The organism is Halospeciosus flavus (assembly GCF_029814175.1).
Classification (GTDB): Archaea; Halobacteriota; Halobacteria; order Halobacteriales; family Halobacteriaceae; genus Halospeciosus; species Halospeciosus flavus.
This window is the reverse complement of the sequence record NZ_CP122312.1, coordinates 2,476,146-2,489,875: the sequence shown is the minus strand read 5'-3', so window position 1 is coordinate 2,489,875 and position 13,730 is coordinate 2,476,146. Positions and strand designations below refer to the sequence as shown.

General features: G+C 68.8%; 11 protein-coding genes. 1 reads left to right on the top strand and 10 read right to left on the bottom strand.

Features of this window, described 5'->3' with window-relative positions:
- Window positions 1-2: 2 nt before the first annotated feature.
- Together P0Y33_RS13015 and serA are read right to left on the bottom strand one after the other, a co-directional pair.
- The gene (locus P0Y33_RS13015; RefSeq protein WP_279527824.1) at window positions 3-1,172 is read right to left on the bottom strand and encodes an MFS transporter; all 1,170 of its coding nucleotides are present in this window, start codon (window positions 1,170-1,172) and stop codon (window positions 3-5) included.
- An 83-nt stretch (window positions 1,173-1,255) separates the two neighbouring features.
- Window positions 1,256-2,854 carry a phosphoglycerate dehydrogenase gene (serA, locus tag P0Y33_RS13010; RefSeq protein ID WP_279527823.1) on the bottom strand — a complete coding sequence of 533 codons (1,599 nt, stop codon included), beginning with the start codon at window positions 2,852-2,854 and terminating at the stop codon, window positions 1,256-1,258.
- 337 nt (window positions 2,855-3,191) lie between these two features.
- On the opposite strand from serA, the gene serB reads away from it, so the two are divergent.
- Window positions 3,192-3,839 carry a phosphoserine phosphatase SerB gene (gene serB, locus P0Y33_RS13005; protein ID WP_279527822.1) on the top strand — a complete coding sequence of 216 codons (648 nt, stop codon included), beginning with the start codon at window positions 3,192-3,194 and terminating at the stop codon, window positions 3,837-3,839.
- Window positions 3,840-3,854: 15 nt separating this feature from the next.
- Here the strand turns inward: serB and P0Y33_RS13000 are convergent, their stop codons facing one another.
- The 8 genes from P0Y33_RS13000 to P0Y33_RS12965 form a co-directional block, all read right to left on the bottom strand.
- Window positions 3,855-4,760 (bottom strand): hypothetical protein, encoded by a 906-nt coding sequence (locus P0Y33_RS13000; protein ID WP_279527821.1) that lies wholly within the window; start codon window positions 4,758-4,760, stop codon window positions 3,855-3,857.
- A gap of 316 nt (window positions 4,761-5,076) precedes the next feature.
- A complete protein-coding gene (metX, locus tag P0Y33_RS12995; protein ID WP_279527820.1) occupies window positions 5,077-6,279 on the bottom strand; it encodes a homoserine O-acetyltransferase MetX in 1,203 nt (400 codons plus the stop codon).
- A gap of 3 nt (window positions 6,280-6,282) precedes the next feature.
- On the bottom strand, window positions 6,283-7,584 hold the full coding sequence (locus tag P0Y33_RS12990; RefSeq protein ID WP_279527819.1) for an O-acetylhomoserine aminocarboxypropyltransferase/cysteine synthase family protein: 1,302 nt from the start codon (window positions 7,582-7,584) through the stop codon (window positions 6,283-6,285).
- Window positions 7,585-7,656: 72 nt separating this feature from the next.
- Window positions 7,657-8,409: a hypothetical protein gene (locus P0Y33_RS12985; protein WP_279527818.1), complete on the bottom strand. Its 753-nt coding sequence runs from the start codon at window positions 8,407-8,409 to the stop codon at window positions 7,657-7,659.
- A 66-nt stretch (window positions 8,410-8,475) separates the two neighbouring features.
- Window positions 8,476-9,648: a pyridoxal-phosphate-dependent aminotransferase family protein gene (locus P0Y33_RS12980; protein WP_279527817.1), complete on the bottom strand. Its 1,173-nt coding sequence runs from the start codon at window positions 9,646-9,648 to the stop codon at window positions 8,476-8,478.
- Window positions 9,649-9,674: 26 nt separating this feature from the next.
- Window positions 9,675-10,796, bottom strand: coding sequence for an ABC transporter ATP-binding protein (locus P0Y33_RS12975; RefSeq protein WP_279527816.1), 1,122 nt, complete (start codon window positions 10,794-10,796; stop codon window positions 9,675-9,677).
- Window positions 10,793-12,604, bottom strand: coding sequence for an ABC transporter permease (locus tag P0Y33_RS12970; RefSeq protein WP_279527815.1), 1,812 nt, complete (start codon window positions 12,602-12,604; stop codon window positions 10,793-10,795). Before P0Y33_RS12970 ends, P0Y33_RS12975 begins: the two co-directional genes overlap by 4 nt.
- On the bottom strand, window positions 12,565-13,668 hold the full coding sequence (locus P0Y33_RS12965; RefSeq protein ID WP_279527814.1) for a thiamine ABC transporter substrate-binding protein: 1,104 nt from the start codon (window positions 13,666-13,668) through the stop codon (window positions 12,565-12,567). Before P0Y33_RS12965 ends, P0Y33_RS12970 begins: the two co-directional genes overlap by 40 nt.
- Window positions 13,669-13,730: the final 62 nt, after the last annotated feature.

The window sequence follows — 13,730 nt, the reverse complement described above, 5'->3', positions numbered from 1 at the left end:
CGTCAGTCCGCCAGGTAGACGAGGAGCGTCGCGCTCACGAGCAGGCAACCGACCAGACCGGTGAAGGCGAGCGCGTAGGTCGCGGTGCTGGCGACGGCCCCGACGTACGTCGGCCCGAGCGCCCCGAGACCGATGTAGACGGAGCGCATCGCCCCGAGGTCGCCGCCCGCGCTGTCGTCCGGGAACGTGTCCATGAGGAACGACTGCATCATCGGCGGGTAGGCCATCAGGCCGACCGCGAAGCAACCGACGGCGACCAGCGCGGGGAGCGGCGACGACGCGAGGACGACGCCCGCCAGCGACAGCGCCCCCAACACGAGGGCGGACGGAATCAGCCACTTGCGTGGGAGGCGGGAGGCGACGTAGCCAGCGCCGGGTTTCGCGACGGCGCCGACGGCGAACAGTAGGGCGAACGCCACCTTCGCCACCAGCGGGTCGAACCCCTTGCCGAGTTCGAGGTACGTCGGGAGGAAGGCCGCCGTCGACTGCCAGGTGAACGCGTAGAGGACGTAGACGACGAGCAGACCGCGCATCAGGGGGTCGGCGAGGAGTCGTCGGGCGGTGGCGACGACCGCGAGGTCGGAGCGCTCGACGACGAACGCCTCGCGGCTCAGGCGGTGGTAGGCGACGGTGACGACGGCGAGGAGGACGACGACCGGCACGAACGCCGTCCGCCACGTCGCGAGGGCGAGCGCCGCGGCGGCCACCCCCGCAGCGGCCACGCCACCCACGTCGCCGGACCCGGTGTGGAGACCGAACGCTTTCTCGCGTTTCTCCACGAAGTGGTCGGAGACGAGCGCGCGGGCGGCCGTCGGGTAACAGCCCGCACCGAGTCCGACGACCGCCGAGCCGACGAGGAACAGCGGGTAGGTCGGGGCGACACCGAGGGCCGCGAACCCGACGACACAACAGACGAGACCGGTGAGGAGGAGCGTCTTCCGTGAGAGGGCGTCGGAGAGGCGGCCCGACGGGTACTGGAGGAACGCGTAGATCCCCCACATCGTGGTGAACGCGATGCCGACGAGGAACGAGGAGACACCGAGGTCGGTGGTTATCTCGGGGACGAGCGGGGAGAGGAGGAGTCGGCCGCCCTGGATCGCGAGCCACCCGAGCGAGACGACGAGGAGGAGCCGTCCGGAGTGACCGCGGACGAGACGCTCGTCACTGTGCACGCGAACGTCGAAGCGGGCGTGGTACTTGAGGACGGGGGAAGCGGCGAAGCGGGAGTCGAAAAACGTGGGTAAGAACGGGAGCGTTACTCGCGGCCGGACGGGGCCTCGCTGAGTTCGAGTTCGCGCACCTCGATGATGCGCTCGTCGGCTTCGAGTTCGTCGACGGCCGCCTCGGGGACGTCGTCGTCGAGATTGTAGACGGTCATCGCCTCGCCGCCGATGGTCTCGCGGGCGTTGAACATGCCGGCGATGTTCACGTCGTGTTCACCGAGGACGGTGCCGATGAAGCCGATGACGCCGGGTTCGTCGTAGTTGCGGGCGACGAGCATGTTGCCCGCGGGGATGGCGTCGACGCGGTAGCCGTCGATGGAGACGAGACGGGGTTCGTCGCCGGTGAACAGCGTGCCGGAGACGGTGAGTTCCGTCTCGTCGTCGCCGACGGTGACCGAGAGGAGACTCTGGAAGTCCTCGGAGTGGCGGGTCTTCGACTCGGTGACCTCGATGCCGCGTTCCTCGGCCACTCGTGGGGCGTTGACGGCGTTGACCTGCCACTCGAGCGGTTCGAAGACGCCCTTCTGGGCGCTGGCGGTGACGAGGTCGAGGTCCTCGGCGGCGATGTCGCCGGCGTAGGAGATCTCGATGCGCTCGACGCGGCCGTCGAACAGTTGGGCGGCGACCTTCCCGGCCGTCTCGGCGAGACCGATGTACGGTTCGATGCGCGGGAAGGCGCTCTCGTCGACAGAGGGCGCGTTGAGCGCGTTGAGGACCGGTTCGTCCGCGAACGCGGCGAGAATCTGCTCGGCCGTCGTGACGGCGACGTGTTCCTGTGCCTGGGCCGTGGAGGCGCCGAGGTGGGGCGTCACGACGATGTCCTCGACGTCGAGCAGCGGGGAGTCCTCGGGGAGCGGTTCCTCGGCGAAGACGTCGATGGCCGCGCCCTGGAGGACGCCGTCCTCGACGGCGCCCGCGAGCGCCGGTTCGTCGACGACGCCGCCGCGTGCACAGTTGACGACGTAACCGCCTTCGAGTTGGGCGAGTTCCTCCTCGGAGATGAGGTTCTCCGTCTCGTCGGTGAGCGGGACGTGGACGGTGAGGAAGTCCGCGCGGTCGAGACAGTCGTCGAGGTCGACGAGGTCGGCGCCGATCTGTTCGGCACGCTCCTCGCTGATGTAGGGGTCGTAGGCGACGAGGTCCATGCCGAGGCTGCCGAGGCGCTTGGCGACCTCCTGGCCGACGCGACCGAGACCGACGATACCGAGCGTCTTGCCGTTGACCTCCGTCCCGAGGAAGTCACCCTTCGCCCACTCGCCGGCCTTCAGGCGGTCGTGGGCCTGCGGGATGGAACGGGCGGTGGCGAACGCCATCGCGACGGTGTGCTCGGCGGCGGCGCGGACGTTGCCCTCGGGGGCGTTGGCGACGATGACGCCGTGGTCGGTGGCGGCGTCGATGTCGATGTTGTCGACGCCGATGCCGGCGCGGCCGACGATCTGCAGGTCGGGGGCGTGGTCGAAGACCTCCTCGGTGACCTCCGTACCGGAGCGGACGATGAGCGCGTCCGCGTCGGCGACGGCGTCGAGGAGGGCGTCCCCCTCGACCTCGTAGGCGGTGACGACTTCGTGGCCATCCTCGCGGAGACGGTCGAGACCGGCGTCCGCGATGGGGTCCGTGACGAGAACCTTCATGCTCGGACGAAACTGCCGCGCGAGGTTAATGCTTTCCACATGGGCGCGAATTGTCGGGGTCGATTCCGGCCGGAATTAGGCACGTACGTGTATCGATATCTGGTCGGGAACCAGCGAGTGTGCACGTACGACGTCACGTTCTGACCGCTCACCGTGCCCGGACACCACCGCCGCCGAGGACCGGGCCGTCACGGGGTCGGGCGGTGGCGAACCGTTTCCGAGATATGGGCGCGATAACTGAGATATGCGGCGTCGGGAGTCGGGTTCGGGAAGTGGGTCGCGTCCCGTCGTCAGAATCACGAATCACTTACGCACCCCCGCGCAAAACGCCTACCACATGGCACTCGTTGCGTTCGACTTCGACGGGACGCTCTCGGACTCCGAGATGATGGTCTTGCTCGGCGAGCAGTACGGCGTCGCCGACGAGATCGAGGACATCACGACCCGCGCGATGCGCGGCGAACTCTCCTACGCGGAGAGTCTCTACGAGCGGGCGAAACTGCTCGAAGGTCTCCCCGAACCCGAAGCGCAGGCCGCCTACGAACAGGTGTACCTCCGGCCGGGCGCGGCCGACCTCGTCGAGCGACTGAACGAGGCGGGACACACGACCGCCATCCTCACCGGCGGGTTCACGCCCGGCGTCGAGGCGGCGCTGGCCCGCGAGAACGTCGCGGTCGACACTATCGTCGCGAACGAACTCCCCGTCGCGGACGGCCACCTCACCGGCGACGCCGACGGCCCGCTCATCGAGGGGACGAAGGACGAGGCGCTGGAGGCACTCTGCGTGGAGAAGAACGTCGACCTCACGGAGACAGTCGCCGTGGGCGACGGGGCCAACGACCTCCCGATGTTGAAGGTGGCGGGCCAGTCCATCGGCTTCCTCCCGAAGCCAGCGGTGCGCCCCCACTGCGACGTCGTCGTCGCGACGATGGACCGACTCGCGCGCGTCTTCGAGGAGGACGGACTCCTCGACGCCGAGCGCTGAGACGCGCTCCAGGGCTCAGACGCGGCCTTCGGTCGACAGCGACCCCGAGACCCGGTCGGCGGTATCCGACGGCTCACGTTCCTCGTCGAACCCCCGACGGACCGACCGGAGTTGGAGGTACGCGAACGGCAGGACGAACCCGGTGCAGTAGCCGACGAAGTGGACGTAGACGTTGACGACCACACCCGAGCGGAACGGGTTCGCCGGGAACCCGGCGAAGACGGTCGCGACGAACAGACAGAGCGCGAAGGCCGGGAGTTCGACGACGCCCGGATTCGCGAAGGCCCGGCGGAGCGCACCGACCGGGAGCGCGGTGTACCACGAGACGGCGTAGCCGAGCGCGATGAGCGCGGCGGCGACGCCCGCCGTGGTCGCCCGGCGACTCGACGGGAGTGCGACGACGGCGATGAGCGACGCGCCCGCGAAGAAGACCGCCGGCGCGTGGTCGAGTGTAGCACCCTCCAAGTGCTCGGCGAGGAACGTGAACAGCGAGAGACCGAGGAAGCCGAAGAAGGCCATCGCGACGCCCGAGAACCCGTAGCTGACGCCTGGCTGTCCGAGGAGGACGTCGGCCGTCGAGAGCAAGAGCGGGTAGCCGACGAGGAACGCGACGAAGGCCCCCCAGAACCGTCGTCGGCGTCCGCTGAGTGCACAGAGTGCGTAGCAGGTCGGTACGAGCAGTGCGTACGAGACGAGATTCTCGACGAGGTGACTCTCCGTGAAGTGGACGTAGTGTGACGCCCACAACCCGACGGCCGTCGGGTCACTCACGGCGAGGACCAGCGATTCTTTCACCGTCCGCGGCGCCGCGAAGACGGCGACCAGCAGCGCGGGCGGAACGGCGAGTGCGATAACTTCGGCGAGACGGCGCCCCCACGCCGTCGACGTCGGGTTGGGCTGTGAACCCCCAATTTCCCCCATACGTTACCCCACGAACGGCCGCAAGATTAAAGTATGGAATTACCAGTTGCGTATAGTTCGTGAGCGTACACATTTTTTTAACTGGAGACGACGCCGAATGTCTTACACACGTCAGAGTCCGTCGAGCCACGACAGGTCGTGTCTGACGGCGACAGACGGTGGAACAGTGGGTCCCTGATACGTTCGGTCGGGTGTCTGACACCGACACGGGCGACTCACCGACGTCGAGGTTTACCTCGGGTAAATCCGACTGGGTGGAGTCGAGACTCGTGGCGAAGTGAGCGAGTGAAACGAGACGAGGGGAATCGGGCGACCGTCACCCGGGGAAGAGACTGTTGTGGACCGGTGCGTGTCCGCTCCGTTCTGACTCCTCCGTATCGGAGACGGCACGGCCGCCGACGCCGGCGGCGAGGAAGTCGGAGAGCGGTGGGCCGACGTTCTCGGGTTCGACCAGGAAGGCGTCGTGGCCGTGGTCCGAGTCGACGACGTGGTGGGCGACCTCGGCGTCCGCCTCGCGGAAGGCGTCGGCGAGCGTCTCGGACTGCTCGACGGTGAAGTGCCAGTCGCCCGTGAACGAGAGGAGGAGCGCCTCGCCGTCGAAGGCGCCGATGGCCTCGGCGTCCGACCCGTACCCCTCCGAGAGGTCGTAGTCGTCCATCGCGCGGGTGAGGTAGAGGTAGGCGTTGGCGTCGAAGCGGTCGACGAAGTTCTCGGCCTGGTAGTCGAGGTAGGACTCCACCTCGCGGTAGGGGAAGAAGCCCGCGGCCTCGTCGACCGGGAAGGTGTCGCGGACGGACCCGCGACCCGCGGAGCGCCGACCGAACTTCCGCTCCATCGACGCCTTCGAGAGGTACATGATGTGGCCGATCTGCCGGGCGAGCGCGAGACCGTCGGTCGGGTCGGGGTGGTCCTCGCCGTAGTAGTCGCCGCCGTCCCAGTCGTGGTCGGTGGTGATGGCGCGGCGGGCGATGGCGTTCAGTCCGAGACACTGCGGGTCGAGGCGGGCGGAGGTGGCGATGGCCGCGACGAGGCGGACGTCGTCGGGGTACTGCTTCACCCAGTCGAGGGCGTTCATCCCGCCGACGCTCCCGCCGACGACGGCGTGGAGGCGGCCGACGCCGAGGTCGTCGAGCAGTCGTCGCTGGGCGCGCGTCCAGTCGCCGACCGTCACGGGCGGGAAGTCCGTCCCGTAGGGTTCGCCGTCCGGCGCCTCGGTGGCCGGCCCGGACGTGCCGTAACACGATCCAGGGACGTTCGCACAGACGACGTAGTACTCGGTCGTGTCGATGGCCTTCCCGGGACCGACGACGTCGCTCCACCAGGCGCGGGCCTGTCCCGCCGTGTCGCCGCTGCTCCGCGAGGCGACGTTCTGGCTGCCGGTGAGGGCGTGACAGACGAGCACCGCGTTGTCGCCGGTGAACTCGCCGTAGGCCTCGTAGGCGACTTCGAGGTCGTCGATGACGTCACCGCACTCGAAGGTGAACGACCCCAGCGAGCGCGTGTCGCGTTCGACGTCCATAGGTCACTCCCCGCCGGCGGCGCTGGCCCGTTCGATGGCCCGTTCGAGGTCGGCGACCACGTCCGCAGGGTCCTCGATGCCCACGGAGACGCGGAGCATGTCGGGGTGGACGCCGCTCTCGCGCTGGGCCTCCTCGGAGAGTTGTGCGTGGGTGGTGCTCGCCGGGTGGATGATGAGCGTCTTCGCGTCACCGACGTTCGCGAGGAAACTCGCCAACTCGGTCTCCTCGCAGACGCGCTTGGCGGCCTCGAAGCCGCCCTCGGGCGCGAAGGTGAGCATCCCGCCGTACCCACCCTCCAGGTACTCCGTGGCGTTGTCGTGGGTCTCGTGGTCCGCCAGTCCGGGGTAGTTCACCCACGCGACGTCCTCGTGGTCGGCGAGGTACTCGGCGACTCGCTGGGCGTTGGAGGCGTGGCGTTCCATGCGGAGGTGGAGCGTCTCCAGGCCTTCGAGGGTCTGCCACGCGTCGAAGGGCTTCTGCATGTTCCCGAGGGTGCGGGTTCCCCGGAGACGGGTCGCGGCGGCCACGGGCGCGTCGGGGTACTCCTCGTCGATGACCATACCGTGGTAGGCGGGGTTCTCGCCGGCGATTTCGGGGTGGCGCTCGGCCGTCCAATCGAAGTTCCCGCCGTCGACGAGGACGCCGCCGAGCGTCGTCCCGGACCCGTGGAGCCACTTCGTGGTCGAGTGCCAGACGAGGTCCGCACCGAGTTCCAGCGGCCGACACAGCGCGGGCGTGGCGAACGTGTTGTCGACGAACAGCGGCGCGCCGTTACGGTGGGCGACGTCGGCGAGTTTCTCGAAGTCCGGCGTCACTAAGGAGGGGTTGCCGATGGTCTCGACGTGGACGTAGGCGGTGTCCTCGTCGATGGCCTCCTCGTAGGCCTCGTAGTCGAGTGGGTCGACGAAGCGCGCCTCGATACCGCGCCGTCCCGCGGTGTGTTCGAGGTAGGTGCGCGTCCCGCCGTAGATAGCCGAAGAAGAGACGACGTTGTCGCCGACGGAGGCGAGGACGAACGTGGCGGCGTCGAGGGCGGCCATCCCGCTGGCCGTCGCGACCGCACCCGTCCCACCCGCGAGCGTGGCGAGGCGCTCTTCGAGCACCTCGACCGTCGGATTACTGATGCGCGAGTAGACGTCGCCCTCCGCTTCGAGGGCGTAGAGGTCGGCCGCGTGCTCGGCGTCCTCGAAGACGTAGGACGTCGTCTGATAGATCGGTGTGGCGCGCGCGCCCGTCGCGGGGTCCGGTTCCTGGCCCGCGTGGACCGCGTCCGTGTCGAACCCCTGTCGGTCCTCGTCGCTCATGTACGTAGTGCATATTTCTCCAGGAATCTATAACCGTCAGTTACGGCAACGCTTGCCCCCGATTCGCCGTCCCTACTCGTTGCCCGTACCCTCCTCGCGGCCGGTCGAGAGTTGCTCGCCGTGGAATGGGTCGACGACGTCGACGGCGTCGAAGTCCCCGTCGTCGACCTGACCGGCCTTCTTCGCGGCCCGCCGCCACCGGGCGATCTGCTCGTGGAGGCGCGAGAAGTAGGTCGCGCCGACGAGCACGACGACGACGGCGGCGAGCAGGAAACGGGGGACGCTCCCGTTGAACGTCGCGAAGAAGGCGAGGAGGAACCCGCCCATCGCGCCGAGCATCAACAGGAGCGTCGCCGTGATGAGCGGCGCCTTCCGCGTGTTCGTCCGGCGGTTACCGCGGATCCACTTCGCGTACCCGCTCACGAGTCGCTTCTCGAAGCGCTTCGAGTGGTAGTTCTCGATGACCGTCTTCGAGAGGTCCGTCGGACCGATACCGCTGTACTGTGCGGTCGTCGTGTACGCGACGCCGGCCATCGCGGCCGACGCGAGCAGGCAGACGAACCCGACGGCGAGGTAGCCGCTGAACAGGACCGTCACACCGAGGTTCGCGTTCGCCACGGCGGGGAGCAGCGTCGCCAACACGACGAGGAGCGTCGCGTTGAACTTCAGGAGTCGAATGGCCTTCTTGTCGGTACGCCTGAACATCTGGGACTGTTCGGAGAGCGTCTCGCGCGCCTCTGAGCGGGCGTTTCGGAGGGCTTCGAGCGACGCGCCGTCGTCCGTGGCCGGCCCGTCGGACTCGTCGGTCCCACCGTTGTCGGACATGTTGTTTACTACGTCATACGACGTGTTAAAAAGTCGGCGTCGCGGAGGGTGGTGGTCGCGACCGGACTATCGAAGTCGCTCGCGTGCCACCGCCAACCCGGCCTCGGCGTCGACGTCGACTCCCACCTCCTGGAAGGACTCGCCGACGGCACGGACGCCGCGGAGGACCTGCTCGGCGGTGAGGTTGCCCATGTTGCCCACGCGGAAGATAGTGCCGTCGAGGGGGCCCTGTCCACCGGCGATGGAGACGCCGCGCTTCTCGACGGCGTCGAAGAAGGCCGCGCTGTCGTCGCCGCGTACGTCCGCCGGCAGTTGGACGGCGGTCACCGTGTTCGAGGGCGTGACGTCCGCGGACGACTCGGGGAAGCGGTCGAGACCCATCGCCTCGAAGGCGTCGCGGAACGCCGCGGCCTGCTGGCGGTGGCGGGCGATGCGCTCGCCCATCCCCTCGTGACGGAGTTCCTCGACGGCGAACGCGAGTCCGCGGAAGAGGGGGACGGCGCTCGTAAACGGCGTCCGGTGGTCCTCGGCCGCCTGGCGGTAGCGGTCGAGGTCCTGACTGAGCGGCGCCCCCGCACCGTCGACGGCCTCGGCGGCGTCGTCGGTGACGTAGAGCGCGGAGACGCCTGGCGGAGCGGCGAGGCAGTTCGGCCCGTCCACCACGGCGATGTCGACGTTCCAGTCGTCGATACGGAACTCGTCGCCGCCGACGGAGGTGGCGCCGTCGACGACGTAGTGGGCGTCGTGGGCCGCGGCGATTTCCCCGACCTGCTCGACGGGGTTGCGGACACCCGTACTCGTCTCGTTGTGGACGACCGTGACGACGTCCGTCTCGTCGGTGACGGCCTCGGCGACCGCGGCGGTGTCGACCGGGGCACCCCACTCGAACTCGACGGTCGTGACCGAGCAGTGGCGCTCGGCGATGCGGGCGAACCGCCGGCCGAACGCCCCGTTCACGACGGCGACGACCGACGAGTCGTCGTCGACCAGGTTCGACACGGCGGCCTCCATCCCCACCGTCGCCGGGCCGTCGAGGATCAGCGACGTCCCGCCGCTGGCGGTCGAGGACTCGTCGAGCGTCGAGTGTTCGAACACGTAGTCGAGTTCGTCCTGTGCGCGCTCGTAGACGGCCTCGAACTCGTCGGAGCGGGGCGAGACCATCGGGTCCCGCATCGCCTCGCGGACGTCGTGACTCAGCGGGACCGGGCCGGGGTCGAGGAGGAGGAAATCCTCGCGCATACTCGTGACTCTCGCGTGGCCAGGGGTTAAGCGCGGTGGGCGTCCGGGAGGACCCACGCGTCGTTCGAGTCGAAGCCGAGGGTGACGGTCTCCCGTCCGGGTTCGGTGTCGGTCTTCACCAGCACCTCCCGACCCCGCCAGTCACAGTGGAGTCGGTAGGCGTCGCCGAGGAACTCGACGCTCTCGACCGTCGCGTCGAGGGTGTTCTCCCGTTCCCCGAGCACGAGGTGTTCCGGCCGGAGACAGACAGTCACCCGGCCGTCGTGGTCGCCGGGGACGCGGAACTCGCGGTCGTCGACGGCGACCACGGACCCCTCCGTTTCGTGTGGAGTGTTCACGACGTCCCCCTCGAAGAGGTTGTTGTCGCCGACGAAGTCCGCGACGAAGCGGGTCGCGGGTTCCCGGTAGACCTCCTCGGGGGTGCCGACCTGTTCGACGCGACCGTCGTGCATCACGGCGATGCGGTCGGAGATGGCGAGTGCCTCCGTCTGGTCGTGGGTGACGTAGAGGGTGGTAATGTCGAGGTCCTGCTGGATCTCCTTCACCTGGACGCGGAGGCGCTCGCGGAGGCGGGCGTCGAGGGCGCTCATCGGTTCGTCGAGGAGGAGGAGAGCCGGTTCGGGGGCGAGCGCGCGGGCGAGGGCGACGCGCTGTCGTTGCCCCCCGGAGAGTTCCCGCGGGTCGCGCTCGCCCATCCCCGAGAGGTCCACGAGGTCGAGCAACTCGTCGACGCGCTCGTCCACGGTGGTCCCCTCGGGCGTGTCGTGGAAGTGGAGTCCGTACGCGACGTTCTCGCGGACGGTCATCGTCGGGAAGAGCGCGTAGTGCTGGAAGACGATGCCCGCGTCGCGCTCCTCGGGTGGGACGCCCGTCATGTCTCGTCCTCCCGTCGCGTCGGGTCGCTCATTTCCGTCGGAGTGGGTCGCCGACGACGTTCGCGAACCGTCGGGTCGCTCGCCCCCGAACTTGACGACGCCCGACGACGGTTCCTCGAAGCCAGCGACGAGGCGGAGCGTGGTCGTCTTCCCACAGCCCGAGGGACCGACGAGGCTGAAGAACTCGCCGTCGCGGACGTCGAGAGAGACGTCGCGGAGGGCCGTCACCTCGCCGTACGCCTTCGTCAGTTCGGAGAGCGTGAGGGACGTCACTCGTATCGGCCTCCGACGCGGTCGACGACGACGAAACTCGCGGCCGTCACGAGGAGGAGCACCGTCCCCATCGCGGTGGCCGGGCCGAGCGTGCGATTCCCGAGGTAGCGTTCGACGGCGACCGGCATCGTGTACGACTGGGCACCCTCCGCAAGTAAGACCGTCGCGTCGAACTCGCCCATCGAGATGGCGAAGGCGAACGCCGCGCCCGCGACCACGCCCGGCGCGACGATGGGCAGTTCGACGTCGAGGAGCGCGCGCGTCCGGGACGCACCGAGCGCGCGGGCCGACTCCACGAGTTGCGGGTCGACGCGTTCGAGCATGGGCGTGACGGTCCGCGCGACGAACGGGTAGGCCGCGGCGGCGTGGGCGGCGACGATGGCGACCGGTCCGGTGACGGGCACGCGGCCGACGAACGGGACCGGGAGACCGAAGACCAACCCCTGCAGGAGTCCGAGTCCGACGACGATTCCGCTCACCGCGAACGGCCCCATGAGGAGCGCGTCGATGGTCTTGCGGCCGAGGAACTCCCGCGTGGTGACCACCGAGACGACGACGCCCATCGGGACCGCCACGAGCAGGGTGGCGACGCCGAACAGCAGGGAGTTGCGGACAGCGGGGAGCGGTTTCACCTGGAACGCGCCCCCAGCGACCTGCCGTTCGAGCAGGAAGCGGTAGTGGCGGAGCGTGACCCCCTGTGGGCCGGTGAAACTCTCGGCGACCATGCTCGCGAGCGGCCCGACGAACACGACGAGCACGACGGCACCGTAGCCGAGGATGGCGAGTCGACGGGGGTCCGAGAGGTGTGCGAGACGCCCGAACAGCCGGTCGCGCTCGGGCGTCCCGCCGAGACCGCCCAGGCCGCCCGCCTGTGCCCCCTCGTAGCGGAGGTAGGCGTAGGTGAGCGCGAGCGAGACGACGGTCTCGACGACGGCGAGCGCGGCGGCCGTCTCCAGTTCGAGTTGCTGGACGTTGGCGTAGAGCCACACCTCCACCGTCGCGAGTCGCAGTCCGCCGAGCGCCAACACGATGGGGAAGGTCATGAACGTGAAGAGGAAGGTGAGCAGCGCGCCCGTGAGGACGGCGGGGAGGAGTTGGGGGAGGACGACGTCGAGGAACGCCCGCCAGCGCGGTGCGCCGAGCGCGCGCGCCGTCTCGGTCATCCGGGCGTCGACGCCCTCCCACGCGGCCGTGACGACGCGCGTGACCAGCGGGGCGTTGTAGAACGCGTGCGCGACGACGACGATTTCCAGCGTGTAGAGCGGCGTGACCGTGGGGAGTCCGACCGCGCGGAGGGCGTCGTTGAGCACGCCCTGCTCGGCGAACATGGCGACGAACCCGATGGCGACGAGGATGGAGGGCAGGACGAACGGGAGGATGGTCAGCGAGCGGAGCGTCCGCCGGCCGCGGAACTCGAAGCGCGAGAGAGCGTACGCGCCGGGGAGCCCGAGCGCGAGGCTCGCGACGGTCGAGAGGAACGCCTGCCACGCGGTGAAGCCGAAGAGCCCGAAGCTCACGACGCCGAACCCCGCCCGTGCCCACGCGAGGAGTCCGGCCGGGACGGCCAACGGGTCGGCGAACAGCGTGTGGAGCGCGCCCGTGTAGAACGGGTCCGACAGGATTTCGAGGACTGGTTCGGCCGTGAGCGCGCCGTCGCGGAGGAGTGCCTCGGCGAGGACGATGCCCACCGGGTAGTAGAACACCACGACGAGCACCGCGGCCGTGGCGACACCCGCGAGCGGGAGGGCGGCGCGTTCGAGCGACCGACTCAGTTGCTGGCGACCTGACGGGCCCACTGCTCGACCCATTGGTCCAGGTTCCCCTTCAGTTCGTCGTACGAGTGGGTCACCGTCTCGGGCGGACGGTGGGCGTACTTCGAGAAGCTCTCGGGCGGTTCGGCCCAGTCGGTCGCCGGGAACGCGACGTTGAGGACCGGAATCTTCGACTGGACCTCCTTCGAGAGCATGAAGTCGACGAACGCCGTCGCGAGTTCGGGCGTGTCGGTGTCGGCGAAGCGGGCCATCCCCTCGGGGTTCGCGTACCCCTGGTCGTTGAGGAAGCCGACCTGGTGTTCGGCGAGCGGTTGGTCGTAGCGGTGGGCGTACACCTGGTCGGTCGAGTAGGAGACGACCATCGGCCGCTCCTTCAGGTAGGCCGAGTAGGCCGCCGACCACGAGTCGAGCAGGCGCGCACCGTTGTCGACGAGGCGCTTCCAGTAGTCGAGGTAGTTCTCCTCGCCGAGCGTCGCGATGGTCCAGAGCAAGAACGCCTGCCCGGAGTCACTCGTCTGTGCGTTCTGGGCGAGGAGCTTCGAGGCGTACTCGGGTTTCGCGAGCGTCTCGAAGGTCTGTGGGTTCGAGACCTTCTTCTCGTTGTAGACGAGGCTGATGTACCCGGTGTCGAAGGGGATCGCCCGGTTCTTCGGGTCGAATCGGAGTTCGTCGCGGACGTGGCCCTCGTTGTCGAGGGCGCCCGCGTCGATGGGTTCGAACAGGTCGTCGCCGCCGAGTTCCTGGTCCACGCGCACGAGGTCGTCGGCGTTCAGGCCGACGTAGACGTCGGCGTCGACCCCGACTCCGGCCTGCTTGCGCTGGACGAAGTAGTTGAGTTCGGACTGCGGCGTGAGCCACTTCAGCGTGGCCTTCGGGTACTGTTTCTCGAACTGTTCTTTGATCCACGACCCCGGGCTGACGCTCGGAGCGTCCACGAACGGCTGGTACGTCGCGACGTGGAGTTCCCCGGCGTAGGGGTCCGTCGCCGTCGTGGTGGTCGACGGCGTCGTCGTGGTCGTCTCCCCGCCGTTCCCCGCACAGCCCGCGACGAGTCCGAGACCGGCGCCCGCACCGGCCTTCAGGACGTCTCTGCGTCTCATTACCCGGTTGTTACAAGTGGTGGTTGTTAAAGGAGTCGAAACGCGGGGCGAAGCGTTTTGGT